At 41.2% G+C, this 25,629-nt stretch carries 22 protein-coding genes; 18 read left to right on the forward strand and 4 right to left on the reverse strand.

Translation table 11 applies throughout. The annotated features are described in order from the left end of the window. Window positions 1–220: 220 nt before the first annotated feature. From B879_RS03850 to B879_RS03885, 8 genes are all read left to right on the forward strand, one after another. Window positions 221–886, forward strand: a complete 666-nt coding sequence (locus tag B879_RS03850) for a heme exporter protein CcmB (protein WP_009183829.1) — start codon at window positions 221–223, stop codon at window positions 884–886. Window positions 887–1,050: 164 nt separating this feature from the next. Continuing rightward, a complete protein-coding gene (gene ccsA / locus B879_RS03855) occupies window positions 1,051–1,731 on the forward strand; it encodes a cytochrome c biogenesis protein CcsA (RefSeq protein WP_009183830.1) in 681 nt (226 codons plus the stop codon). After that, window positions 1,728–1,970 carry a CcmD family protein gene (locus tag B879_RS03860; RefSeq protein ID WP_193786158.1) on the forward strand — a complete coding sequence of 81 codons (243 nt, stop codon included), beginning with the start codon at window positions 1,728–1,730 and terminating at the stop codon, window positions 1,968–1,970. Before ccsA (B879_RS03855) ends, B879_RS03860 begins: the two co-directional genes overlap by 4 nt. A gap of 40 nt (window positions 1,971–2,010) precedes the next feature. Further along, window positions 2,011–2,427, forward strand: coding sequence for a cytochrome c maturation protein CcmE domain-containing protein (locus tag B879_RS03865; RefSeq protein WP_009183832.1), 417 nt, complete (start codon window positions 2,011–2,013; stop codon window positions 2,425–2,427). Window positions 2,428–2,455: 28 nt separating this feature from the next. Next, on the forward strand, window positions 2,456–4,993 hold the full coding sequence (ccsA, locus tag B879_RS03870; RefSeq protein WP_009183833.1) for a cytochrome c biogenesis protein CcsA: 2,538 nt from the start codon (window positions 2,456–2,458) through the stop codon (window positions 4,991–4,993). A gap of 88 nt (window positions 4,994–5,081) precedes the next feature. After that, on the forward strand, window positions 5,082–5,858 hold the full coding sequence (locus B879_RS03875; protein WP_009183834.1) for a Rossmann-like and DUF2520 domain-containing protein: 777 nt from the start codon (window positions 5,082–5,084) through the stop codon (window positions 5,856–5,858). Between the two features lie 244 nt (window positions 5,859–6,102). Beyond that, the gene (locus B879_RS03880; protein WP_040400223.1) at window positions 6,103–6,663 is read left to right on the forward strand and encodes a DUF502 domain-containing protein; all 561 of its coding nucleotides are present in this window, start codon (window positions 6,103–6,105) and stop codon (window positions 6,661–6,663) included. A 176-nt stretch (window positions 6,664–6,839) separates the two neighbouring features. Next, entirely contained in the window at window positions 6,840–7,460 is a 621-nt protein-coding gene (locus tag B879_RS03885; RefSeq protein WP_009183836.1) for a 3-keto-disaccharide hydrolase, read from the forward strand. Between the two features lie 61 nt (window positions 7,461–7,521). Here the strand turns inward: B879_RS03885 and trxA (B879_RS03890) are convergent, their stop codons facing one another. Then, on the reverse strand, window positions 7,522–7,842 hold the full coding sequence (trxA, locus tag B879_RS03890; protein ID WP_009183837.1) for a thioredoxin: 321 nt from the start codon (window positions 7,840–7,842) through the stop codon (window positions 7,522–7,524). A 126-nt stretch (window positions 7,843–7,968) separates the two neighbouring features. Next, window positions 7,969–12,255 (reverse strand): DNA polymerase III subunit alpha, encoded by a 4,287-nt coding sequence (gene dnaE, locus B879_RS03895; RefSeq protein ID WP_009183838.1) that lies wholly within the window; start codon window positions 12,253–12,255, stop codon window positions 7,969–7,971. Window positions 12,256–12,403: 148 nt separating this feature from the next. On the opposite strand from dnaE, the gene B879_RS03900 reads away from it, so the two are divergent. From B879_RS03900 to trxA (B879_RS03935), 8 genes are all read left to right on the forward strand, one after another. Next, on the forward strand, window positions 12,404–13,069 hold the full coding sequence (locus B879_RS03900) for a CBS domain-containing protein (protein WP_009183839.1): 666 nt from the start codon (window positions 12,404–12,406) through the stop codon (window positions 13,067–13,069). A gap of 10 nt (window positions 13,070–13,079) precedes the next feature. Then, a complete protein-coding gene (locus B879_RS03905) occupies window positions 13,080–13,955 on the forward strand; it encodes an NAD kinase (RefSeq protein WP_009183840.1) in 876 nt (291 codons plus the stop codon). 130 nt (window positions 13,956–14,085) lie between these two features. Further along, complete coding sequence (gene porG / locus B879_RS03910) at window positions 14,086–14,838, forward strand: type IX secretion system protein PorG (protein ID WP_009183841.1); 753 nt, start codon at window positions 14,086–14,088, stop codon at window positions 14,836–14,838. Between the two features lie 79 nt (window positions 14,839–14,917). After that, window positions 14,918–15,661 (forward strand): undecaprenyl pyrophosphate synthase, encoded by a 744-nt coding sequence (gene uppS, locus B879_RS03915; RefSeq protein WP_040400209.1) that lies wholly within the window; start codon window positions 14,918–14,920, stop codon window positions 15,659–15,661. Continuing rightward, window positions 15,662–18,358 (forward strand): BamA/OMP85 family outer membrane protein, encoded by a 2,697-nt coding sequence (locus tag B879_RS03920; RefSeq protein WP_009183843.1) that lies wholly within the window; start codon window positions 15,662–15,664, stop codon window positions 18,356–18,358. Between the two features lie 2 nt (window positions 18,359–18,360). Further along, complete coding sequence (locus B879_RS03925) at window positions 18,361–18,891, forward strand: OmpH/Skp family outer membrane protein (RefSeq protein WP_040400225.1); 531 nt, start codon at window positions 18,361–18,363, stop codon at window positions 18,889–18,891. Between the two features lie 19 nt (window positions 18,892–18,910). After that, entirely contained in the window at window positions 18,911–19,456 is a 546-nt protein-coding gene (locus B879_RS03930; protein WP_040400210.1) for an OmpH/Skp family outer membrane protein, read from the forward strand. Between the two features lie 114 nt (window positions 19,457–19,570). Next, on the forward strand, window positions 19,571–19,879 hold the full coding sequence (gene trxA, locus B879_RS03935) for a thioredoxin (RefSeq protein ID WP_009183846.1): 309 nt from the start codon (window positions 19,571–19,573) through the stop codon (window positions 19,877–19,879). 58 nt (window positions 19,880–19,937) lie between these two features. On the opposite strand, the gene B879_RS03940 is transcribed toward trxA (B879_RS03935), so the two are convergent. Both B879_RS03940 and B879_RS03945 read right to left on the reverse strand, forming a co-directional pair. Beyond that, the gene (locus B879_RS03940; protein WP_009183847.1) at window positions 19,938–21,686 is read right to left on the reverse strand and encodes a M14 family metallopeptidase; all 1,749 of its coding nucleotides are present in this window, start codon (window positions 21,684–21,686) and stop codon (window positions 19,938–19,940) included. A 12-nt stretch (window positions 21,687–21,698) separates the two neighbouring features. After that, on the reverse strand, window positions 21,699–23,315 hold the full coding sequence (locus B879_RS03945; protein ID WP_009183848.1) for a M14 family metallopeptidase: 1,617 nt from the start codon (window positions 23,313–23,315) through the stop codon (window positions 21,699–21,701). A gap of 240 nt (window positions 23,316–23,555) precedes the next feature. Between B879_RS03945 and B879_RS03950 the strand changes: the two genes are divergently transcribed. Both B879_RS03950 and B879_RS03955 read left to right on the forward strand, forming a co-directional pair. After that, on the forward strand, window positions 23,556–24,383 hold the full coding sequence (locus B879_RS03950) for a universal stress protein (RefSeq protein ID WP_009183849.1): 828 nt from the start codon (window positions 23,556–23,558) through the stop codon (window positions 24,381–24,383). Between the two features lie 9 nt (window positions 24,384–24,392). Then, the gene (locus B879_RS03955; protein WP_009183850.1) at window positions 24,393–25,622 is read left to right on the forward strand and encodes a cation:proton antiporter; all 1,230 of its coding nucleotides are present in this window, start codon (window positions 24,393–24,395) and stop codon (window positions 25,620–25,622) included. Window positions 25,623–25,629 lie beyond the last annotated feature (7 nt).

Here is a 25,629-nt window from a genome sequence, read left to right on the forward strand (position 1 = left end):
GTTTTGAAAATGTTTTCACTTGAGTTGATTGGATTGTTGGACCCTTAAAATACAGGATTTGTCCCAATAAATACCAATAGGTAATTGGATTATCATTGGTCAAAAAAATGCAGGTTGCTTTTGGGTTTGAAACATCTTCAAGAATAGACGTCATTCTTTGGCTTTTATGCCTTGCTTATTTTTGTCCTTTATATACATCTTATTTCCCTATCTTTGCGCCATGCACCAACAAATCCGGACCCTCATCATCAAAGAGTTTACCTTAGAATGGAGGCAGAAATATGCCCTCAATGGGATTTTGCTGTATGTAGTCTCGGCAGTTTTTATCGTATACCTAAGCGTGGGAGCCAAGCAAGGTAATATCGCTGTTCCCACCTGGAACGCCCTTTACTGGATCATCATTCTATTCTCTGCAGTGAATGCTGTAGCGAAGAGTTTTGTGCAGGAACATCAAGGCCGTCAGTTGTATTATTATATGATCGCCTCGCCTGAAGCCGTAATCATTTCTAAAATTCTCTATAATTCAATACTTACCCTGGTTCTGGCATTATTAGGTTACCTGGTCTTCAGTATCATTCTTGGGAATCCTGTTCAGGACCAAGGCTTATTTGTGCTGAATCTGCTATTAGGAGCTATAGGTTTTTCTGCCTGCCTGACCATGGTGTCGGGTATTGCTTCCAAGGCGAGCAATAATGCCACCCTGATGGCCATATTGAGTTTTCCGGTGATCATTCCGATTTTGCTAATGGCCATCAGGGTATCCAAAAATGCCATTGATGGATTGGACTGGTCCGTTAGTGTGGACAAACTGATTACACTTTTAGCCATCAATGCCATTGTGGCGGTGACTGCTTATATTTTATTTCCTTACTTGTGGAGAAGCTAGGGTTTACTTTTTGTGAGTGGGGCGTATCAATCTCTATTATTTTGATCGTGGAAAAGCTTGAATTGGTATATGGGGAATAGGCATTTGTAAACTTATGTCACAAAAAGCACAAGAATCAGGAACTTATGACGTATTTTTGCGCTTGATTAAGCAAAAATCGTACGATGAGAGCGAGTTGGTGGAAAATCCTTACCATTGCCTTACTGGCTTACACCCTTACAGCAGGTCTGCTGCTTGATGTTCCCCGTTTACCCATTTTGAATGAGACCATCCGGGCATTGCACTTCCATGTGACCATGTGGTTTGGTATGATCATCATGTTGGTGGTAGCCGTGGTTTATAGTGTCAAATTCCTTCGCAGCAATGACCTGAAGCATGACGATTTGGCCATTGAGTTTACCAATGCAGCCATTTTGTTTGGTGTTTTGGGAATAGTGACTGGGATGTTGTGGGCAAAGTTTACCTGGGGTGATTACTGGTCAGGAGATCCTAAGCAAAATGCATCTGCCATAGGCTTGTTGATGTATTTTGCGTACCTGGTTTTGAGAAATTCGCTAACGGATGTGCATCAGAGAGCAAGGATAGGGGCAGTTTACAGTATTTTTGCTTTTGCAGCATTTATTCCATTGATTTTTGTACTTCCCAGACTTACCGATAGCTTGCATCCGGGTAATGGGGGTAACCCAGGTTTCAATGCCTATGATTTGGATAGTAAATTAAGGTTGGTGTTTTATCCTGCGATTATTGGATGGACACTTTTGGGAACCTGGATAAGTTCTGTACGTGTAAGGCTTAGAAGAGCTGAAAGAAAAATAGAAGATAAGTTGATCAATCAAGTATCATGAAAAGGTGGTTAATCATCCTATTCATGGCCTTCAGTATGCAGGTCATGGCGCAGGAAAAAATAGAAATAACAGAAGCTGATTACCAGAATACCAGGGTAGAAATGGCAGATGTGATGCGTTCTGAAGGTAAAATCTATGTATTAGTAGGTATCATCGCTATCGTATTTGCTGGTATTGTGGTTTATATTATCAATACAGATAAAAAGGTAAGCAGACTGGAAAAACTGCTTCAGGAATAATCAATAAATAAGCTTGTTTGATCAAGCAAGTAAAAAGTATATGAAAAAGGGACATATTTTAGGACTTGGAATCATAGCAGTAGCTATAATTATCATCGTTTCGATGATCGGTGACGCGAGTACTTACGAAAGTTTCTCCACTGCCAAGGCGATGAAAATGAAAGGGGACGATAAGCCTATCCATGTGGTGGGCGAGTTGAAGAAAAATACCGCAGGACTTGCAGAAGGGATAGAGGTAAATCCCAGTAAAACTTCGTTTTATTTCATGATGGTAGATAATGACGGTACTGAACAAAAGGTGTTCTATAATGAACCTGTCCCACCGGATTTTTCTAGAGCGGAGCAAGTAGTAGTGATCGGTTCCTATAAAAATGAAGACCTATTTGTAGCCGACAAAATCCTGATGAAGTGTCCATCCAAATATCAGGAGAACGATATCAGTACCGCTGGTATGTAAAAATTTCCTTACTTTGACTTAGAAAAAGATGATAAATACCTTTATAGGTAATTTAGGACATTTTGCAGTGATCCTTGCCTTTGTAAGTGCTTTGGTTACTGCTTATGGCTATTACCAATATACTGTTGTCGATGAATTTCAAAAGCATGTTTGGAGGCGTTTCAGCCGCGTTGCATTTTATGTGCATGCAGCTTCTGGGCTGACCATAGCTTTGGCACTTTTTGAGATCATATATAACCATAGGTTTGAATATTTCTATGCCTATTCCCACTCTTCTAAGGCGCTTCCTGTACATTATATGATTTCCTCATTTTGGGAAGGACAGGAAGGCTCATTTATACTTTGGATAGTATGGAATGTGGTGTTGGGCTTGATCCTTATCAAAACCAATAAAATATGGGAAGGGCCAGTGATGTTGGTTTTTGCCCTGGTACAGGCATTTTTGGTGTCCATGATTTTAGGAGTGGTGATCGGCGATTTGAAGATAGGAAGCTCTCCTTTCATCCTCATAAGGGATGCGATGAGTGCTCCGATTTTTCAGATCAATCCGGATTTCGTTCCTGAGGATGGCACAGGGCTAAACCCCTTGCTTCAAAATATTTGGATGGTTATCCATCCCCCGACGCTATTTTTAGGTTATGCCACTACTTTGATTCCATTTGCCTACCTTATTGGAGGGCTTGCTACAAGAAAATACACAGAATGGGTACGTCCGGCTTTGCCTTGGGCAATCTTTTCTGCAATGATCCTTGGGATGGGCATCATTATGGGAGCTTATTGGGCATATGTCACCTTGAATTTTGGGGGATATTGGAATTGGGATCCTGTTGAAAATGCTGTCTATGTACCTTGGTTGATTTTAGTAGCGGGTATTCACACCATGATTACCTTCAAAAAGAGCAGTACCGCACTTAAATCTTCTATTGTACTGATCATCGCTTCTTTCATTCTGGTGCTGTATGCTACTTTTTTGGTGCGTTCAGGCGTTTTGGGAGATGCCTCAGTCCACTCATTTACAGACCTGGGACTTTCGGGACAATTGCTCATATACATGCTTTTTTTCCTTGCTGTGGCAGTTTTCCTTGCTATCAGACATTGGAAACATATTCCTACTTCTGAAAAAGAGGCCTCGGTTTACTCTAGAGAGTTCTGGATATTTATTGGGGCCACAACTTTGGCCTTGATGGCTTTTCAGGTCATCCTTCCGACATCCATTCCTGTATGGAATGCCATTGTGGAAAGTTTTGGAGGTATTTCCAACATGGCTCCTCCAGCAGATCAGGTGGGCTTCTATACCAAGTTCCAACTTTGGTTTGCAGTGGTTTTGGCCCTATTGACTGCTGTAGGACAGTTTTTCTGGTGGAATAAAATGGATGCCAAGGCACTTAGGGAGGCATTGGTGACCCCGTATGTCGTGGCAGTGATCCTTTCTGCTGTGATTATCGTTATTGGAAAAGTATATGACCTATCCTATATCGTAGTCACTTTGGCAGGTACATTCACGATTGTTGCCAATTCCACTATTCTTTTCCGTCTGATCAAAAAGTCTACCTTTAAACTGGTAGGGGGCTCACTTGCCCATATCGGTTTGGGTATGATTTTGATCGGGGTAATGTTTTCTTCCGGTTATTCTGAAGTCATTTCCTACAATATGTCCGGTCTTACGTACAGCAATAGCTGGGAAGACGAACTTAATAAAGAGCATGTTTTGCTTTGGATTAATAAGCCAACCCAAATTAAGGATTATACGGCCATTTATAGAGGCAGACAAAAGAAGGTAAAAGGTATGCCTTCCCTTGTTAATGTGAATAAGTTGAAATCCACGGACAATGTCAATGAAGCCATTGCCCTAGAGGATATTGTATACAGAAATAAAATCTATTTTGAGAAAGGTGATAGGGTGCCGCTTATCTTGGAGGAAAATGATTACTTCCAAATTGACTATTACAAGGAAGATCAATACCAGTTTACGCTAAACCCTATGTCACAATTCAATCCCCAAATGGGTTTGATTTCATCTCCTGATTCAAGAAGGTTCCTAAACAGAGATCTTTACACTTTTGTATCAGCCATCAATGATTTTGAAGATCCGGAGTGGAGGGAAGATGAGTTATTTGACGTTTCGCCCGGAGAAACCTTCTACATTGCAGACTTTGTTACTGAATTCCAAGGTGGTGATGTCATTACGGAAATTGACGGGGTAAGCCTAAGAGAAGGAGATGTGGCTGTCAAGGCCAGGCTGATGGTTATGGATTATGATGTTGAAAAATATCTCGAACCGATTTTTATCATCAGGGATAATCAAGTAGGAAGAATACCTGCTGTGGATATTGAATTAGGGGTTAAGGTAGAGGTGGAAAATATCCTTCCTGAAACAAACCAGTTTACCTTTAAGGTAAATAGGTATCAAAAAGATTATGTGGTATTAAAGGCTATTGTTAAGCCCCAAATCAATATCCTTTGGGCCGGGACTATTATCATGCTCATTGGGTTCTGTGTTGCCATTTACAGGAGGTATGATGAATTCAAAAAAATGAGGGATAAGGGGCTTGAGTTTAACGCTTAGACATTAAGCCGATATTATTGTATAAGGGAATGTGGGCTATCCGCATTCCCTTATTTTTTTAGCTGGTAAAATGAATTATATTTCATAGATGAAGTTTAAAATTGCAATTCTAGGAACAGGGAATGTGGCTTGGCACTTAGCTCCTGCATTGGAAGAAGCAGGCCATACGGTCACGGAGATCTATGGTAGAAACTTAGCTAAAGCCGTTGAACTGACTAAAAAGCTGTATACGACTGAGGCTCAGGATAGTCTTGACTTTTCCGAATCTGAAGCTGAGATTTATATTTTGGCAGTCAGTGATCAGGCCATTTCCGAATTGGCAGATGCCTTAATCCTGCCCGAAGAAAGTATTTTGGTACATACCTCTGGCTCAGTTTCAATGGATATGTTGGGATACAGTTCTGCAAGCTATACAGGGATTTTCTACCCATTACAGAGTTTTACGAAGGAGCGGGAAATCGATTTTACCGAAGTCCCTTTTTTACTCGAATCTGATGATCAACAAACCTTATTGAAGTTGAAAAAATTGGCTAATAGCCTCTCACCACTACAGTATGTGGTCAAGTCCAAAGATAGAATGGCCCTTCATGTGGCGGCTGTGTTTGCGAGTAATTTCTCTAACCACATGTTGCGATTGGCCGAAGAAATCATGCATAGAAAAGGATTGGATTATGAAATGCTGAAGCCTTTGATTATTGAGACCATCAGCAAAAGTTTGGAACTGGGTGCAAAGAAAGCCCAAACAGGCCCGGCCTTAAGGTCGGATTTGAATACCCTAGAGCTACACCATCAGTTTTTAAATTATAACGAACAGGTAGCAGAAATTTATCGGCTTATTTCTCAAGATATCATTGATTCTTATTGATTTATGCAAAAAATACCCTGTACAGGGTATTTTTTGCTCTTTGTTTTTGTCCTATCTTGTGTTTCATAAGGAATAAGCTTTTGGAGACCAGTAAAGCTTTTTTTAGTGTTTGTTGAAGTATTTTACATTGATAAGGCGGCTGATGATATTTTTTGTTGGCCGTTTTTTTGTCTACTGTAATTCTTTAAATGTTTCTTTTACTGGAACTGCTTTTGTAAATTTATTTTCAATTACTACTCTTCCAATGGCATTCGCATATAAAAGAATTTTGCGCTATTTCTTCCGAGGCTTGCTTTTTGTAGTGCCTATTGCGCTGACAGTTTACGTCATTCTACTGTTCATTCAGTTTTTAGATGGAATTCTTCCCATACCCGTGCCTGGACTTGGGATTCTGATTATGCTGGCATTTATCACCTTTGTAGGATATTTGGCCGGGATGTTTATTACCAGACCTCTTTTTGAAGAATTTGAAAGATGGGTATTTAAGATACCCCTGGTGAATATCTTGTACACGAGCATCAAAGACCTGATGTCAGCATTTGTTGGGGATAAGAAAAAGTTCAACACACCAGTAATCGTTAAATTATCGGAAAATGTATCGAGGTTGGGCTTTATTACCCAAGATAACCTGACCGTTTTACAGGAGGAAGATCTTGTTGCCATCTATTTTCCCCACAGCTATAACTTTTCAGGAAATCTTTTCTTGGTGCCAAGGGAAAATGTCAGGATACTTAAGAATGTTAAAAGTGCGGATGTGATGAAGTTTATCGTGTCAGGTGGGGTTTCACATTTGGGACAGGATTGATTTAGAATAGAGACGAGAGATTAGGAGCGAGAGGCGAGAAATTAGAAGCGAGAAGCGAAGAGCCAAGTTGCATGGCTGGAAAAAATAAGAACTTAGAAACGCTAGACAAGAAGCAAGAACCAAGAATCAAGAGAGAATCCAAAACCTATTAAACATAAAACTTAACATAACCTAAAATGAAAAAATTACTCGCTTTAATGATCTTATTTACCACCTCCTTGGGCATCAAAGCACAGGATCAATGGATTTCTTTATTCAATGGCAAAGACCTTCAGGATTGGAAAATCTCTGAAAACCCCAATTCCTTTACTGTAGAAGATGGCTTAATAAAAATTGACGGACCAAGGGCCCATGCATTTTATGTGGGAGAAGTCAATGGGGGTGTTTTTCAGGATTTTGAATTGATGGTTGAATTGAAAACCATGCCCAAGGCCAACTCAGGCATTTTTTTCCATACTGTTTATCAAGAAAAAGGCTGGCCAGAAAAAGGCTATGAAGTGCAGGTCAATCAAAGCCATGGTGACTGGAGGAAATCCGGAAGTCTATACTCCTTTAACGATGTCCGTGAAACGTATGTGAATGATGGGGAATGGTACACTACGCATATTATCGTAAAAGGAGACCATGTTACTGTAAAGCTGAATGGGCAAACGGTAATGGAATATGTAGAATCTGCAGATGAAAACAGGCCTGAAAATGCAGGTGAAAAAAGGATTGACAAAGGAACATTTGCCATTCAGGCCCATGATCCTGAGAGCGTTATTTACTACAAGAGCATCAAGGTTAAAGTGCCTTAAAAAAAAATATTCCCAGTGTTTTGGCACTGGGAATTTTTATTTTTTGAATACGGATTTGAAACTACAATACCGCATCTAATTTTTGTGAAAGTACTGCTTTTGGGACTGCACCTACTTGCTTATCTACAACCTGACCACCTTTAAAGAACATCAAAGTGGGAATACTTCTAATGCCCAACGCAGAAGCTACTGCTGGATTGGAGTCTACATCAACTTTACCGATTACAGCTTTTCCCTCATAATCACCTGCCAGTTCTTCAACGATTGGGCCGATCATTTTACAAGGGCCGCACCATTCTGCCCAAAAATCTACCAGTACTGGTTTGTCAGACTTCAATATTTCTTCAAAGTTTGCATCTGTTATTTCAATTGCTTTTGCCATTGTATGAATTATTTTGATTGTGCTTAATTTTCAAATATACTATCCAAATTTAATTTCTTCCTAAATAGTTCCAAATCAGTTTCAAATAATCAGGCATACCCTATTTGTGCACATATTTAGTGCCTATCAGATTATTTGATATACCACTTCTGGGATCTGACCTAAATCTTTGATCATTTCATTGGAGGGATCCACGGTATAACGTTTTGACATCAGATCTAAGGTAATGTTTTCTTTGTTGTCAATGATATTAATGTACAGCTTGGCCTCACCTTTGTATTTTTGGGTGATACCTTCCAATTTTTCCATCAAATCAAAACTCAGGTCATCCAAATCAATATTCACCCGAAGACCTTTTATCATTTTACCCCGGACATCACTGAGCAACATCATGCTGCTGATTTTAAACTCAAACTCGTTTTCTTTCCATTTGTTTGGATGTACGGCACCGGTTATGTAGATAAACCAACCCGTCATGAAGTATTCTTTGTATTTGATGTAATCTTCGCCAAAGATGAAAAAGGTATGGCCGCCATGATAATCTTCCAAGGTAAGTGTGCCAAAAGGTTTGCCGGTTTTGGTGGTCCTGTGTGCAAAACTTGTCACCATGCCTGCCGCTTTTACCTCTCCTTTTTTCTTTAGGTTTTCCAAGTCGGGAAATTCCGTTAACGGCGTGTTGGTAAAGGACTCCATCTCTACCTTAAACTGGTCCAAGGGGTGCCCTGATATATACAAACCTACTACCTCTTTTTCAATGTTCAATTCCTGTAGTTGGCTGAAAGGTTCCATATGAGTCACAGAAGGCAGCGGTACTTCCATACCTGATCCTCCACCAAACAAGCTTACTTGGGCGCTATCTGCTTCCTGCTGCACTTTTTGGGCATACTTTACAGCCTTCTCCAATAAGGTCACATCGCCATCAGGTGCTTCAAGGTATTGTCTTCTGTGGTATTGAGGAAAACAATCAAAACTACCCGCCATGGCCAGGGATTCAAGAGACTTCTTGTTCAAGGCCCTGGAATTCACCCTTTTGCAAAACTCGAAAATGTTGGTGTATTTGCCTTTTTTCTCTCTTTCTTCTACGATGGCGTCAACTGCTGCTCCACCAACGCCTTTGATGGCAGCCATTCCAAAGCGGATTTGCCCTTCTTGGTTCACAGTAAAACCATTTTTGGACTCATTGACATCTGGCCCCAAAACGGAAATGCCCATCCGCTTACACTCTTCCATGAAAAAGGTTACTTGGCTGATATCGTTCATGTTATTACTCAACACCGAGGCCATGTATTCAGCTGGGTAATGGGCTTTTAGATAAGCCGTTTGATAAGCTACCCAAGCATAGCAGGTAGAGTGGGATTTATTGAAGGCATAAGAAGCAAAGGCTTCCCAGTCTTTCCAGATTTTTTCAAGTTTTTTAGCATCATGCCCTTTTGCGGAGGCTTGTTCGATGAACTTGGGTTTCATCTTGTCCAAGACGTCTTTCTGTTTCTTACCCATGGCCTTTCTTAATACGTCTGCCTCACCTTTGGTAAAGCCGGCCAGTTTTTGGGAAAGCAACATCACCTGCTCCTGATAGACAGTAATCCCATATGTCTCTTCCAGGTACTCCTGCATATCATCCAAATCATAGGTGATGGGTTCATGCCCATGCTTCCTTTTGATAAAAGAAGGTATGTATTCCAAAGGTCCCGGGCGGTAGAGTGCATTCATGGCAATCAAGTCGGCAAAAACTGTTGGTTTTAGTTCCCGCATGTATTTTTGCATCCCAGGGGATTCGTATTGGAAAATCCCAACCGTTTCTCCCCTTTGGAATAATTCGTAGGTCTTCACGTCATCTATGGGAAAATTATCCGGGTCAAGTTCAATGCCATGCCTTTCCTTTACAATTTTGACAGCGTCCTTAATTAGGGTGAGTGTCTTCAGGCCCAAGAAGTCCATTTTAAGTAGTCCTGCACTTTCTACTACGGCATTGTCAAACTGTGTACAGACCATATCTGAATCTTTGGCCAATGCAACAGGGACAAAGTTGGTGATGTCATCAGGTGTAATGATGACACCACAGGCATGTATACCGGTATTCCTCACCGAACCCTCCAGTACTTTTGCCTGATTGATGGTTTTAGAGAGTTCATCCTGTCCCTTGGAAATCCGAATCAACTCCTCGGCCTTAGTCAGGTCTTCCCCGTTTCCTTTAAGCTTTTCAGATAGTTTTGCCCGGTCCTTTGATAAGTCAAATAAAGCTTTCAGCTTGATGTCAGGAACCAATTTGGCCAAGCGGTCTGCCTCAGACAAGGGGAGGTTTAGTACCCTTGCCGTATCTCTAATGGCAGATTTTGCTGCCATGGTGCCGTAAGTGATGATTTGGGCTACCTGTTTGGACCCATATTTATTGATTACATAATCGATGACTTTCTGACGGCCTTCATCATCAAAGTCAATATCAATATCCGGTAAGGAAACCCTGTCCGGGTTTAGAAACCTCTCAAAAAGGAGATCATAGGCAATGGGATCCACATTGGTAATTCCAATACAGTAGGCTACCGCTGATCCGGCTGCAGATCCCCTTCCAGGTCCCACTGAAACACCCATTTGTCTGGCAGCTCCGGTGAAGTCCTGAACAATCAAAAAGTAACCTGGATAGCCTGTTCTTTCAATAGTTTCAAGCTCAAAATCCAACCTTTCTTTGATTTCATCGGTAATGACAGGATACCGTTTTTTTGCACCCTCATAGGTGAGATGTCTCAGGTAGGCATTTTCCCCACGTTTGCCCCCGTCTTTATCATCTTCCGCATGCTTAAACTCCTCTGGGATGTCAAACTTCGGAAGTAGCACATCCCTTTGGAGTTTGTAGGTCTCGATTTTTTCTACAATTTCGTTGGTACAGGCAATGGCTTCAGGGAGGTCCGCGAAGAGTTTTTTCATTTCTTCTGGACTTTTTAGATAAAATTCATCATTGGGGAAACCATAGCGATATTCCCTGCCTCGTTTTCCTACGTATTTTTTAGGTTTTTCTACTAGCTCCCCATCTTTGACACAAAGTAGGATATCATGGGCCTTGGCATCCACCTTATGGTTGTAATAGGTGTTATTTGCTGCAAAATATTTAACGCCATATTTCTGCGCAAAACTTAGTAATACTTCATTCACTTTTTCCTCTTCAGGAATACCATGTCGGTTGAGCTCTACATAGAAGTCTTCTCCAAACTGCTCTTTCCACCAAAGGAAGGCTTCTTCGGCCTGGGTATCTCCGACATTCAAAATCAAGTAAGGAATTTCCCCCCAAAGTCCTCCCGTGCTTGCTATTAAATCATCTTTATATTGGATAAGAAGGTCTTTATCTATTCGTGGCAAATAATAATAGCCCTCTATATTGGCATAAGAGGCCAGTTTTGCCAAGTTATGATACCCATTTTTGTTTTTCGCCAAGAGTACAGTTTGGAATCCATCATCCTTACTGGATTTATTTTTTCGGTCCCTGGAGAGGTTAAACTCACAGCCTATGATGGGTTTGATATCTGCTCCCAAGGCTGCCCGTACAAAATGAAATGCCCCCATCATATTTCCATGATCGGTCATGGCTATGGCCGGCATATTCATCTGTTTTGCCAGATTGATCAAGGCAGGGATTTCTGAGGTTGCCTGAAGCACGGAATATTGTGTGTGTACATGCAAGTGGGAGAACGGCATGTCCACCATGTCAGAAATATCTGCTGTACCGGCTGCTTTTAGCACTTCTTTGGCGGCAATCTTGGTTTCATCTTTGGCTGCCGCAAAGTTGGCTTCGTCAAGTTTAGGTGCTTGGTAAATCACTTCATTGTATGTGATTCCAGGCTCAGGTTTGATGACCTGTTGTTCAATCAGTCCAAAAAAACATTTGGCAGTAGCGTCGACATCGTATGCTGCATCGTGCGCATCAGCAAATCCATTACCAAAGAGCTTATGGTGGAGCTCTGTTAGGGTGGGCCATTTGAATTTACCACCTTTACCACCAGGAATTGCGCAAAAATCTGTGGCTAGGTCTTTGGTGTCCAGTTCTGCCATTTCCCTCAGCTGCATTGGGATTTCTTTTCTGAGAAACTCAGCACCTACTACATTGATATCGAAGCCAATATTATGCCCTACCAAGTATTTGGCTTTGGCTACATCTTCATGGAAGACTTGCAGTACCTTGTTAAGTGCATGACCTTCTTTTATTGCCCTTTCAGTAGAAATACCATGTACTTTTTCGGCATTGTAGGGGATGGTGAAGCCTTCCGGTTTGACAATGAAATTGTTATTTGAAATCAGATTACCCTTGGCATCATGGAGTTGCCAGGCGAGTTGGACCAGCCTGGGCCAGTTGTCCAAATCTTCCATTGGGGCATCGTAATTTCTCGGTAATCCTGTGGTTTCGGTATCAAAAATAATGTACATACAAACTCCTGAATTTTGGGATTCTAAAATAAGTGATATCTCTTTGCACTACCCTATCATTGGCATAAATTGTCCCAAAATATTTTATTTGAACCAGATACTTGAACAAGCCGTTTTATTATACGAACAATTTAAATATCTTTAGTCCATGCAGGCATACGAATTTATCAATAATCTGATACCTCCTTTGAAACCAACTGATAAGACCAAGATGGCCTTGTCATGGATGGAGGAGATCCGCACCAATATGTTGCCTGTTGTTGATAAAGGGGAGTTCAAAGGTTTTGTCAGCGATGATTTGATCTACACCAAAAATAGCCCAGAAGCTAAAATTTCAAAAATGGAATTGCTTTCACCTGCTTGTTTTGTTTACCTGGATAAGCATATCTATGATGTCATTAAAGTGTCTTCAGAGTTTGATATCAACATGGTTGCGGTGGTTGATAGAGAAGGTAAATACTTAGGTGTGGTGACTATGGAGGATGCAATAGGTGCCTTTGCAGACACCTTATCTATTCAGTCGCATGGGGCAGTATTGGTGCTTTCCATGTTTATGACAGATTACAGCTTATTTGAAATTGCCCGTATCATCGAATCTGAAAATGCCAAAATTCTAAGTAGTTTTATATCCAACGATCCTCTGGATGACAGCAAGATCAAGCTCACGCTTAAATTGGATAAAACCGAATTACGGCATATTAAGGCAACCTTGGAAAGGTTTGGCTTTAAAATATTAGATCACTATCAAGAAGATAACAACATCAGTGAAGAACAGGAGAGGATAGATAACCTCTTACGTTTCCTGAATATTTAAATTGCCAATAATGAATATTGTCCTTCATGGGATCAACTTGGAAAAGGAGTTTGTTCCCTATTTCGAACAATTAATAAAAATTTTAGAGAGTAGGGGCATCCGGACATTTTTTACGGAAAACTTTGCGAAAAGCATCAAGAAGATCAATATGCTTCCTGAATCCTTTGAGGTGCTCAACCCTGAAAGAGGGATGTCAGATGTGGATTTTGTTCTGTCTATTGGAGGTGATGGAACCCTACTTGATACGGTCATTCAGGTTGGAGCTCAAGAAACGCCAATTATTGGTATCAACTCAGGAAGATTGGGATTCTTGGCGACAGTTGCCAAAGAAAATATTCAAAAGGCGATAGATGACCTGGTGGCGGGTGAATTTACCATAGAATCCCGTGCTTTGGTGAGCTTGGAAGCTTCCCGGCCCGTATTCAGCGGAATGAATTTTGGGCTCAATGAATTTACCATTCATAAGCGGGATACCTCATCTATGATCATTGTCCATACCTATATCAATGGGCAGTATTTAAACAGTTATTGGGCTGATGGTCTGATTGTGGCGACACCGACAGGTTCTACCGGTTATTCTTTAAGCTGTGGAGGACCTTTAATCACCCCAGGTGCCAGAAATTTTGTCATTACTCCTGTCAGTCCTCATAACTTAAATGTGCGTCCCATTGTGGTGCCCGATGAATCGGTCATCAGCTTTAAAATAGAAGGCAGATCAGAAAAGTTTCTCATCTCGTTAGATTCCAGGTCTACGGCCATTGATGCTACCGTCGAGTTAAAACTGAAGAAAGCGGATTTTTCCGCAAAACTTGTTAAGTTTTCGGGATATAACTATTTTGACACCCTGAGACAGAAGCTGAATTGGGGCTTTGATATGAGAAATTGAGGCCCTGCCGTACCCTGCGTTCATCGCAAGGGTTACCGGAAGCCAAAAGCTTGTCCTGTTAACAAAAATTAACCGCTGAAATACCAAAGAGGGTTTTTATATCGTTGTGTACTTCATAAATTGCATCGTCTTGGATAAATTCAACTGTCAGGTAGTTTGCCTTTTGCTCTTGGTGCTTACGGCAAGTCTGTTTCCTACCCCATCCAATGCCCAAAGTTACGAGTTGGGAGGAGGACTGGGTGTTGCCACTTACAGTGGCGATTTGGTCAGAAGGCTGGATCAGGGTAATGTTGGTATCCAAGGAACGTTGTTTGGCAGACGAAATTTTGACAATGTATGGTCTTTGCGTGGTGGCTTGTCATTTGCTAGACTTTCAGCAGCAGATAGCATTTCGCAGATAGATTTACCCTCTATAAGGAGAGATGCTTCTTTTCAGGGTAGTTTATTTGAGTTATCGGCTGTAATGGAATACCATTTCATAGACTTTCTGCATCCGCATTCAGTTTATAAATATTCCCCATATGGGTTTTTCGGGCTAGGATATTCCTATTTTACAGCTACAGGACAAAGCTATTTTGCAGATCCAGAAGCAGGTAGGTATAATGTTGGAACTCCTGTAATTCCTTTCGGTATTGGTGTCAAATACCAGTTATCAGAAAAATGGTTGTTGTCTGCTGAAATGGGTTTTAGAGCAACATTCACAGATCTTTTGGACAAAGTTGACGGGAATCTTCCTGTCAATCCAGTTCAGGCGGATCCCAATGGAGTTGTTCAGCCTATCCGCATCAGTAGGGGAAATTACTCCGATAAGGATTGGTATTATTTTTTAGGGCTGACTATCAGTTATTCCTTTAACAACATCAGATGCTACACCTATAATTAATTGAGCATTAGGTTAGAATATTGAAAAAGAAATAGCATTTTTGTACCTCCAAAAAAGAACGCGTTTCTTTACACCCGGAATGAAGGAATTATTAGACAGGAATAACATCCCCCAACATATTGCGATTATCATGGACGGAAATGGGCGTTGGGCCCAAAAAAAAGGTGCCATGAGGATTTTTGGTCACAGGAATGCCCTTGCTGCAGTAAGGGACTCCATAGAGATCTGCGCAGAAATCGGGGTTAAATACCTTACACTTTACGCATTTTCCACAGAAAACTGGTCCAGACCTCAGGATGAGATCAATGCTTTGATGGAGATTCTGATAAATTCCATCACAGATGAGGTGCCCACTATGATGAAGAATAACATACAGTTATCTTCAATTGGTGATATTGGTAGTCTTCCTCATTCGGCCCAGGCCAAACTTAAAGAAGCGAAAACACTTACTGGAAAGAATACAGGATTAACCGTATTTCTTGCTCTAAGCTACAGTGGGCGCTGGGAGATAGAAAATGCAATAAAAGAAATTGTCAAAAAAGTAGTTGATGGCCAGATCAGTATGGACATGATCAATCAGCAGTTGATTGCTGATCATTTGAATACAAAGGGAGTTCCTGATCCCGAATTGTTGATCAGGACAAGTGGAGAGTTGAGAATTAGTAATTTTCTCTTGTGGCAATTGGCTTATACCGAGCTTTATTTTACAGAGCTTTTATGGCCGGATTTTAGAAGAGAACATTTATTGGAAGCGGTATTGGATTACCAAAGGAGGGAAAGGAGGTTTGGAAAAACCACGGCCCAGATTAAATCAAAATCTTGAATGAGACGAAGTACTTTAATACTTTTATTGATCTTTTGGGTTGGAATGGCCCAGGCACAAATCCGTTTGGGCCAAAGTAGGTTTACGCCAAGTAAACCCGTGAATATTTTGGAGTTGAATTATTCCAGTCCCCAAACTTTCAGAATTGCAGAAATAAAGGCGGTAGGATTGGCTACCCTGGATGAAGTTGCAGTCATTTCCCTTGCTGGATTGAGGGTTGACGATGAAATTTCTGTGCCGGGTGACGCTATCTCCAATGCACTTAGAAAACTTTGGGGGCAGGGGATTATTGGTGATGTAAAGATTCTTGTCACCAAAATTGAAGGGAATGATATTTATCTTTTACTTGAATTGACCGAAAGACCGAGATTTTCCAGGGTTGAATTTTCAGGGGTCAATAAAACTCAGGAAAGTGAACTTCGGGATAAAATCAAAATCAGGGGTAGGGTAGTTAGGGATGATGTCCTGAGCACCTCTCAACGTAATATCCGTCAGTATTTTGTGGATAAAGGCTTTCTCAATACTGAAGTTAAAGTTATCCAGGAAAGAGATACCACACTTGCCAACAGTGTTAAAATTAAGTTTGATGTAGATACCCGATCAAAGGTCAAAATCAACCAAATTAACGTTTATGGTAATGAGGAAATATCTGATAGAAGGATAAAAGGTAAACTTAAGAAAACCAAAGAACACCCCCGGATGCATTTTTTCAGGGAATTGTTTTCCAGGATTACGAATACCACACCACAATCTGCTAAGGAAGCTATCCTGTACCGTCATGTGGTTTCTGATGAAGAGGTAAAAGAATATTTCAGCCGCAACTTTAAACTTAATTTTTTCTCAGCCTCTAAATATGTGGCCAAGGATTTCAGGGAGGATAAAGAAAAATTGATAGGTTTCTATAACTCCAGAGGTTATAGGGATGCGGCAGTTCTAGCAGATTCAACATACAGACACTCTGAGAATACCATCAACCTGGATATTTCTTTGGAAGAAGGACAAAAATATTACTACCGAAACATTTCCTTTGTAGGTAATTACCTTCATCCTGATGAAGTGCTTTTAGCAAGGTTGGGCATAGAAAAAGGAGATATTTATAATAAAGAAAAGTTGGAAAAAAGACTGAATTATGACCCTCAAAGAGGAGATGATGTCAGTTCTTTGTACCAGGATGATGGATACCTTTTCTTCCAGATAGACCCTGTTGAGGTAAAGGTACAGGCAGATTCTATAGATATTGAAATGCGGATCTTCGAAGGCCCACAGGTGACAGTTAATTCTGTGAATATTGAAGGAAATGAACGTACTTCAGACCATGTGGTCATGCGTGAAATCAGGATTTTACCAGGACAGAAGTTCAATAGAAGTTTGTTGGTGAGAACCATACGAGAACTTTCTCAATTGGGGTATTTTGACCCTGAGAAAATTGAGCCTGATATGAGGCCTAACTTTGAAAACGCAACTGTAGACATTACATTCAGGTTAGAAGAAAGACCAAATGACCAGATTGAGTTGTCAGGAGGATGGGGTGGATTCTTTGGTTTTGTGGGTACTGTTGGTTTGGTTTTCAATAACTTTTCTATCAAAAACATCAGGAATTTTGAAAAGTGGAGGCCACTACCTGTTGGAGATGGTCAAAAGCTTTCCCTCAGGGTACAAGCCAATGGTAGGACCTTCCAGAATTATAGTATTTCTTTGACAGAACCTTGGTTTGGTGGGAAAAAGCCCAATGCCCTTTCGGTGAGCTTTAACCACTCTGTGCAGCGACAACTTGATTTCTTTGGCGGAAATCTAGACAGGGAGATTGGATCATTCAAAATTACCGGTGCGACAGTCGGACTCTCTAAGAGGGTAACTTGGCCTGATGATTACTTTATGGTGTCAAATTCCTTGACTTTCCAGATCTATGAGTTCAATGAGTTTGGTACAAGTTTTGGTCTGAGTTTTCCAACAGGAAGAGCTAACAGTTTGGCATTTAACAATACCATCGCAAGAAACAATATTGATAACCCTATCTATCCGAGATTGGGTTCTAATATCTCTTTGGCTACTTCATTTACACCGCCTTATGCTTCCCTTAATCCAAATATTAATAGGGAATCTCCGGATGAGGAGCGATTCAGGTGGTTGGAATACCACAAGTGGATGTTTGATGCTACGTTTTACACCCCTGTATTTGGTTCTACAAAATGGGTAATCAGTGCGAGGACGCATATGGGTTTCCTAGGATCCTATGGGGATAGAATCGGTATTATTCCGCTTGAAAGGTTTGTAATGGGAGGTGATGGTATGAACTTCAATAACTTCGCCTTGGGCCAGGAGATCATTGGGCTTAGGGGTTATGATAACCAATCCATTACACCGGGAAGAGAGAGTAGGTTTGACCCTAACAGTACAGAAGGATTTGGTGGTATTGTTTACAATAAACACGTGATGGAACTGAGATTCCTGGTATCACCTAATCCGTCTGCTACAATATTCCTTTTAGGCTTTGCTGAGGCAGGGAATAACTGGGGCTCTTATGCAGAATTCAACCCGTATAACCTCAAAAAGTCAGCAGGTGTTGGTGCGAGGATCTTTATGCCGGCTTTTGGGCTTCTTGGATTGGATTGGGGTTATGGGTTTGATCCCATTCCAGGTTCAACCCAAAGAAGTGGAGCGCAATTCCACTTTACTATTGGACAGCAATTCAGATAATGATGAAAAAATCACTTAAATTGCTATTTTTGTTGGGCTTTATTTCATCCCTGATACTTAGTCAGGGTCTGTATGCCCAAAAATTCGGATACATTGACTCTGAATTTTTGCTCAACAAACACCCTGATTACAAGTTAGTTCAGGAAGAATTGGCCAGTGTAAGTGAGCAATGGAAAAAAGAGGCACAAAAATTGGAGCAGGAAATAAAGGAAATGCGATCCAGCCTGAAAGCAGAAGAAGTCCTGCTCACAGAAGAGATGTACCGGGAAAGAATGAATGCCATTCAGGAGAAGGAAAAGCAAGCCATAGCATTTAATAACCGGGTGTTCGGAATAAATGGACAATATTATCAGAAACAGGCAGAATTATTACAGCCACTACAGTCTATGATTTTCGATGCCATTGATAAAGTATGTAAAAGATTTAATCTTGCAGTCTTATTCGACAAAGCATCCGGGCCGCTGATGATTTATACAGATCCCAGGCATGACTACTCTGAATTTGTATTGCAGGAATTAGGTTTGGAAAATTAAAAATTAAATAAAAACAAGAATGATGAAAGTAAAAGTTATCCTTTCCGCAATTGCGTTACTTTGCGTAGGATTCGTTGCACAGGCGCAATCTGATATCAAGATTGGCTATACCAATGTGGAGCTACTGATGGACCTGATGCCTGAGATGGAACAAATCGGGGCTGATATCCAGGATTATCAAACTCAGTTGCAGACAAGTATGCAAACCAAAGCTCAGGACTTCGAAAGAAGGGTACAGTCCTATCAGCAGGCTGCTCCAACCATGACAGAAGATGCCAGAGCTGAGAGAGAGCAGGAATTGAGAAGGCTTCAGCAGGAAATCCAAAAGGCCGAGCAGGATGCGCAGGTAGCATATCAGAGAAAACTGCAGGAATTATTGGAGCCAGTTCAGCAGAGAGTGTTCAATGCCATCAACTCCGTGGCTGCAGAACATAACTACACGCATGTCTTCTCGGAAGCTGCAGGAAATTCTCCTATTTTGCTTTACACCAGGGATGATGATAAATTCACCGAATTGGTTTTGGCGAAATTGGGTATCCAAATCCCTGCTAATCCAAACAATTAAAAAGAATTTTAATCCAAAGAAGGCCTGCTTCATTCGAAGCAGGCTTTTTTGTGACAGATGTTGCAGAACTTTTTTGTATACATTCAGGGTTTTTTCTACTGAACACACGGTATTATGGCCAAGAAAAAATTTAAAGATGTCATAAAAAGCACAGAAGAGGCGGTGTTGGTCGATTTTTATGCGGACTGGTGCGCACCTTGTCAAACCATGACCCCTGTTTTGGAATCTGTGGTAGGTGAATTGGGAGGAAAGGTAAAGTTATACAAGCTTAATGTAGACAAGAACCCTCAGGTAAGTCTTCAGTTTGCGGTGAGATCAATCCCGCATTATATACTCTTCAAGAAAGGCAAAATTCTTTGGAGGAAAGGGGGATATATGACCAAGCGGGAGCTTTTGCAGCAGCTAAAGGGCTTTGTAGGATAGTATAGAATAACTCTCCAAGGGTTTGGAACCCTTGGAGAGTTATTCTTAAATGAGAATATTACTTTTTCCAACTGGCTTTACCTCCTTTGACAGAATCCACGTCTATGCTATAGTTTCTGCCTCCCGAGACAACCCATCTTACCTTCACTGCTCCCATGCCAGGAAAGTTGTCTACTTCCAATTTTTCCGGATTAACTTTCTGTTCTTTCAGTTTGTTGAAATCCTCATTTTCAACCACGAATCCTGCAATTACATTTACGCCTGAAATGCTAACGTAGTTAGGTCTCTCAATTTTGTATTTCAGGTCTTGAGAAGAGTGAGTAGGGATTAAGCGCTCGTTATAAATGGTTGCTGTAATCTCTCTCAATCCACCTCCCAAATCTTTTTCCTTCACGTCTGAGACACTCAGCTTAGGTGTATGGTAACCATGTAAAATGGTGAATGCAGAATTTCTATGGGCATCTTGTTCCATTAAGAAACCTGGATGCAATCTTCCAAAGTTCTTTTTGAAGCCTCCAATTTCAATTCTTCCATATTGTGGGTGATCGTATTCTTCCCAATTTACAAAGGCATCTCCAAACGTCAGATAAGTGTCTACTTTCATCTGTTCATCCTGATTACCTCTTCCTGCATTTTGATGGAAATATAGGTATGAAGTCATCAATTCATTGGAATAGGTAAAAATGCCTCTTCCTCCATAGAACCAGTCCAATTGTCCACCAAATACAGAGTAAAGGTCTTTATAAACGACTAGATACCTATAGCCGGGCATAAATTCCTCACCCTTTTTAGCAATAGCGTCATAGACTCTAATATCGGAAGCATTATAGGTGTTAAGGTCTTCCTCTGCTCCTGGCCCCCTTAAAATCATGCCGCCATAGTTATGGTAACTTTGTGCTGCAGCAATGTTAGGATGCTTCATGACAAACTCCATAACCGCTCTGTTTTCAGGGACAGAAAATGGATATTTCCAAGCACCTCTTTGGATGTAATCCGGCTGCCAATTCCAAGCCCAGTCTCTGTTGGGGTCGTAATAGCCTATACCATCTTCATTGACCTCACCGTCACCATCCATATCGTAGCCTTCATAACCCAACATTTCGTATTCTCCTTGTTGGTCTGCCGCTACTGGAATCAGTTTTCTTGGATCCATTTTATCTTTAATAAACCTGCCTGTAGGAGATTTTCTGATCATCATTGTGATATGCCCGTCACCATTTAGGTCATTGAATGGGTCTTCACCAGCAAGACCATCTCCGTCATTGTCCAATACAATCATACCCGATCTCGGGGAATTTTGAGTATTGGCTTCTTTGATAAAATAATCGTGAGCATCCGGATTGATGGTAGGGGCAATGTAGAAAGTTTTATCTCTCAAGAGCTCTGTGATGAAATCCAAATCCCCATACATCTCAGTCAGATACCAAGCGGTGTAAAGGGTGAATTCTGTCCCTTGGATTTCATTGGAGTGGATGTTACCATCAATCCACATGGCCGGTTTATCTTCAGGTTTGCCTGCGCTGAAATCGGTAACGGTCAAGACCCAAATGTCATTACCCTGATAAGATTTTCCTATACTTTCCAATCTGACCAGGTTTGGATGTTGCTTGACCATGTCTTTCATGATCTCTTCCAATGCCAAATTGGTATGATAACGGTTCCAAGATACCTGAACTTTTGGGTTATGTGGTGTGCCTATAGCACGGAAGTACCTGTCTTTAGCTACTTGGGCTGTCGATTCAATGATGCCCGCAAAACTGATAGCAGCTCCTAGAGCTGCGGTATATATCCAATTTTTGATTTTCATCTTCATAAAGATTTAAAGTTTCACATTTAAGGTAGCTATACCTGTGTGTGCTGCTCCTGCTTTGATATCTATTGAACCGGAACCTTTGATAATCCAGCTCAAGGTAACATTCTCGTAAGCACCCAGCTTATCAATAAGCTTGATCTTATCGCCTGAAACCAGGTCTTTCGCATCTCTGTTGATATCTACCCTAACTTTTCTTAACCAGCGTGACCTTGCTCCCATATCGGAGTGGGTGGGCAGCGGAGAGTTGTTAAACAGATCTACTGTAACCCTTGTAAGTCCATTACCCAATTTTTCAGTCTTCACGTTATGGAATTCCATCTTTGGACTCATTTCTGCCAGTTGGATGATGAAGTCTGTATGCTCTTTGGCAATGTCATTGACCATGGCATAAGGCGGGTTGTGCATCACAAAGGGCTTAATACCGCCAACTTCTACTTTTTGTCCGGGGAAATCGGGGTGCTCGATGCTTGTCCAAGGGACAAATACATCATCCATACCTTGTTCAGCAGCCCAAGCCAGGAAATTGGCTTCAGCATTGGTGCTTGATTTACCGTCTTCACCTTTTACCTCAGGAACCCACCATCCGGGTGTGCCAAAGCTCAATCTTCCAAAATGGAAATAAGCCCATTGGAAAAAGTCTCCATCAGTGCCTTGATTATTTTGGTTGTAGGCTTTTTGGGTAACAGTCTTATTGTAAATGCCGGAGACCATGCTATTGATGGCTACGTCTTTTTCCAGCATTGAGGTAACAATACGTTTTCTTGCATCAGCCGCATTGAATTTCAGCGGAGCAGAAAGGTTGTTGGCTGGGCTGAAAGTGACAAAAGCAAAAATATTCCATTGGTCAAATAAATAATCCAATAAAGCCCTGCTCTCTTTTTCTGAAACCGCAAAATCTCCAGCCATAGGTGTGAAGATGGGGAATTTATAAGTCATGTTGCGGTTAAAGGCAATCCCTTCTTTCGGATCTTCTCCAAATTTTCCATCTTTGTCATTATCCCTACTTTCAGGGAACAGGAGGTAGCCTCCTTTTTCACCTTTGGACCTGTCTGCTTTGACCATAATACGCTCATCAACTCCTAATGGCATGTAATCACCTATTGGGGATTCCACCCGCATCATGGTGATCAGACCGTCTTTGTTGAGATCTTCATAGCCATCCTCTGACAGCCTTCCATCACGGTCATGGTCCACATTGGATGCATTGCCTCTTCTTTCATACTTTAATGCAGCGTGGTATTGTTCATAAGCATCTGGTGACATATTAGGAAACACATAGAATGTGGTTCGGTCTAGAATTTGGTTGTGGTCTTTGACCAACCTTTCAGCAAACTGAACAGCCAACTCAACACTCAGCACATGAAATCCTTCTGCTCCACCTACCACAGCAATGGCGGGCTTATTGTCCATATCTCCTCTACCTACTTTCAGCACCCAAATATCTTTGCCACCTTCGGTTTTGGTAAGTGAGCTCAGTTTAGCCGTGCTGCCACTGCCGGATATGGCCTGCAGTCTTTGTGTTACTTGGCTAAGGGTAGGATAATCCCCTTGTGCCATTGTGGTTGATTGAACAGAGAAAAGTAACCCTGCCCCGACAATCCACGATAAATACATTTTCTTCATAAAGTATATCAGGTTTTGTTTATGATCGGATTTTATGAGGAAGTACCTCTTTTTCCGAACACATGTTACGAAAAATCTCCGGTACTTTAAAAGTCCTTTCGTTGTGTAGGTACGCACAGTTTTGAAAGGTTTTTCCAATGGATAAACGGGTAGCTTGAAACTAAGTCATGTAACACTTTAAAAAAAATACCAGTAGGTTAATATTTTTTTGGTAATTTGATGCCATCCAAATGATCACTTATGTTTAAACGAATTGCACTGGCTGTTGCCTTTTCGCCAAGGATGGAGGCTTTAATTTGTGAAGCTAAAAGGTTGAAAGAAATCTTTGATGCGGAGTTGTTTTTGATCCATGTTGGAGAAAAGATTCCCGAACTAGAAAAGAATCTGGAATCTATTCTCGAGAAGCAAGGACTAAAACAAAATGCAAAACTTGTCTGGAAAAACGGGAATCCTGCTAAGGAAATCATTCGTTTTTCAAAAGAAAATCAAATAGATCTTTTGGTGGCTGGGGCACTTAAAACAGAAGGCTTTTTTAAATACTACATTGGTTCAGTGGCAAGAAAGATCATTCGAAAGGCTTCCTGTTCAGTACTGATGCTGATAGAGCCATTGGAGATTCCAACACCCTTTGAGAAGGTGGTAATCAATGGTACCCAGCACGACCAAACCCCTTTTGTTATTCAGAAAGGGTTGGACTGGTGTAAAGCGGATAAAGCTAAGCAAGTATATGTGGTCAATGAAATTAAAATGTACGGTATGCAAATGGCTACCGCTGGAGAGGGTGGGGAAGAAGAAATAGGCAATACCAGGAGAAAGCTTGTGGCCGAAGAAGTGGAATACGTGGAAAAGATTTTAAAAACTTTGGACAAAGGGGAATTGAGGGTGCATATCAAAATTACCTGCGGGAAATGGGCAGTGGAATTGGCAAGGTTTGCCGAGGACATCAAGGCTGATTTATTGGTAGTAGGGGATGAAGGTAAGTTAGGCTTTCTTGATCGGCTTTTTCCCCATGACCTGGAAGATATCTTAAGTGATCTCCCCTGTAATGTTTTGATTGTAAAAAAATAGGCAGGCTACATGGAGAATTTAACACATCAAGATGTAGTCAATTTGTTTTTGCAATTAGCCACCATGCTATTGTTGGCTAGGGTATTTGCAGAAATTGCCCAGAAGTTTAAGCAACCCGCAGTGGTGGGAGAGCTTTTGGCTGGGATATTAATAGGCCCTACCATTTTGGGGACTTTTATGCCCGAACTGCACGAATACCTTTTTATGAGTAATCCAAGTGCCAATCTGGCTTTGGACGGGTTTGTTCAGATAGCCGTAGTTTTGCTTTTATTTATTGCCGGCTTGGAGGTCGAGCTTCATTTGGTCTGGTCCCAAGGTAAGTCTGCAGTAAGCATCAGTCTTCTGGGTTTGATTGTCCCATTTTTGCTTGGCTTTATCTTTCCCTATTTCTTCCCCGATTTTTTCGGATTGGCAGATGGGGACAGGTTATTGTTTTCCCTGTTTATGGGAACCGCTATGTCCATAACCGCATTGCCTGTAGTGGTCAGGATATTAATGGATATGAACCTGTTCAAAACGAAAATGGGTATGCTTATCGTGGCTTCAGCCATGGTGAATGATATCATTGGATGGTTGATATTTTCTGTGATTTTGTCTTTCATGGGTAAGGGTAGTAATCTTTCACTGGTGCAGACTATTGGCATTACCTTATTGTTTACCTTTTTTATGCTCACTTTGGGTAAGTTGATCATCAACAGGGTACTTCCTTGGATCAATAAAAAATTGGCCTGGCCTGGTGGTGTACTTTCATTATCCATGGCTTTCTGCTTCTTAGCGGCGGCATTTACAGAATGGTTAGGTATTCATGCCATTTTCGGGGCTTTCCTTTTGGGAGTGGCTTTGGGAGATTCTGAGCATATGTCGGAACGTGCCAAGGAAATAGTGCATCAGTTTATCAATAACATTTTCGCTCCCCTTTTCTTTGTTTCCATAGGCCTGAAGATCAACTTCTTCACCAATTTCAGCTTGATGTTGACTCTGGCTGTACTTGCTATATCATTTGCTGGAAAAATCTTTGGCAGTGGATTTGGGGCTTATAAAGGCGGTTTTGACATCAAAGAATCACTTGCCGTAGGCTTTGGGATGAATGCCCGGGGAGCCATGGAAATTATTTTAGGGCTAATTGCTCTGGATAATGGACTGATTGACGAGAAACTATTTGTTGCCTTAGTTATTATGGCAATTGTAACCAGTATGAGTAGTGGACCTTTGATGAAGTGGGCTTTGAAAACCAGTTAAAAAACCA

Source organism: Cecembia lonarensis LW9 (assembly GCF_000298295.1).
GTDB classification, from domain to species: Bacteria; Bacteroidota; Bacteroidia; order Cytophagales; family Cyclobacteriaceae; genus Cecembia; species Cecembia lonarensis.

Bases quoted from the DNA above. Each gene is read 5' to 3' on its own strand.
- uppS (WP_040400209.1), top strand. From the start codon at position 14,918: ATGAAGGAATTATTAGACAGGAATAACATCCCCCAACATATTGCGATT.
- B879_RS03930 (WP_040400210.1), top strand. From the start codon at position 18,911: ATGATGAAAGTAAAAGTTATCCTTTCCGCAATTGCGTTACTTTGCGTA.
- dnaE (WP_009183838.1), bottom strand. From the start codon at position 12,255: ATGTACATTATTTTTGATACCGAAACCACAGGATTACCGAGAAATTAC.
- ccsA (WP_009183833.1), top strand. From the start codon at position 2,456: ATGATAAATACCTTTATAGGTAATTTAGGACATTTTGCAGTGATCCTT.
- trxA (WP_009183846.1), top strand. From the start codon at position 19,571: ATGGCCAAGAAAAAATTTAAAGATGTCATAAAAAGCACAGAAGAGGCG.
- B879_RS03940 (WP_009183847.1), bottom strand. From the start codon at position 21,686: ATGAAAATCAAAAATTGGATATATACCGCAGCTCTAGGAGCTGCTATC.
- B879_RS03945 (WP_009183848.1), bottom strand. From the start codon at position 23,315: ATGAAGAAAATGTATTTATCGTGGATTGTCGGGGCAGGGTTACTTTTC.
- B879_RS03865 (WP_009183832.1), top strand. From the start codon at position 2,011: ATGAAAAAGGGACATATTTTAGGACTTGGAATCATAGCAGTAGCTATA.
- trxA (WP_009183837.1), bottom strand. From the start codon at position 7,842: ATGGCAAAAGCAATTGAAATAACAGATGCAAACTTTGAAGAAATATTG.
- B879_RS03880 (WP_040400223.1), top strand. From the start codon at position 6,103: ATGGCATTCGCATATAAAAGAATTTTGCGCTATTTCTTCCGAGGCTTG.
- B879_RS03850 (WP_009183829.1), top strand. From the start codon at position 221: ATGCACCAACAAATCCGGACCCTCATCATCAAAGAGTTTACCTTAGAA.
- B879_RS03925 (WP_040400225.1), top strand. From the start codon at position 18,361: ATGAAAAAATCACTTAAATTGCTATTTTTGTTGGGCTTTATTTCATCC.
- B879_RS03905 (WP_009183840.1), top strand. From the start codon at position 13,080: ATGAATATTGTCCTTCATGGGATCAACTTGGAAAAGGAGTTTGTTCCC.
- B879_RS03950 (WP_009183849.1), top strand. From the start codon at position 23,556: ATGTTTAAACGAATTGCACTGGCTGTTGCCTTTTCGCCAAGGATGGAG.
- B879_RS03900 (WP_009183839.1), top strand. From the start codon at position 12,404: ATGCAGGCATACGAATTTATCAATAATCTGATACCTCCTTTGAAACCA.
- B879_RS03955 (WP_009183850.1), top strand. From the start codon at position 24,393: ATGGAGAATTTAACACATCAAGATGTAGTCAATTTGTTTTTGCAATTA.
- B879_RS03885 (WP_009183836.1), top strand. From the start codon at position 6,840: ATGAAAAAATTACTCGCTTTAATGATCTTATTTACCACCTCCTTGGGC.
- B879_RS03920 (WP_009183843.1), top strand. From the start codon at position 15,662: ATGAGACGAAGTACTTTAATACTTTTATTGATCTTTTGGGTTGGAATG.
- B879_RS03860 (WP_193786158.1), top strand. From the start codon at position 1,728: ATGAAAAGGTGGTTAATCATCCTATTCATGGCCTTCAGTATGCAGGTC.
- ccsA (WP_009183830.1), top strand. From the start codon at position 1,051: ATGAGAGCGAGTTGGTGGAAAATCCTTACCATTGCCTTACTGGCTTAC.
- B879_RS03875 (WP_009183834.1), top strand. From the start codon at position 5,082: ATGAAGTTTAAAATTGCAATTCTAGGAACAGGGAATGTGGCTTGGCAC.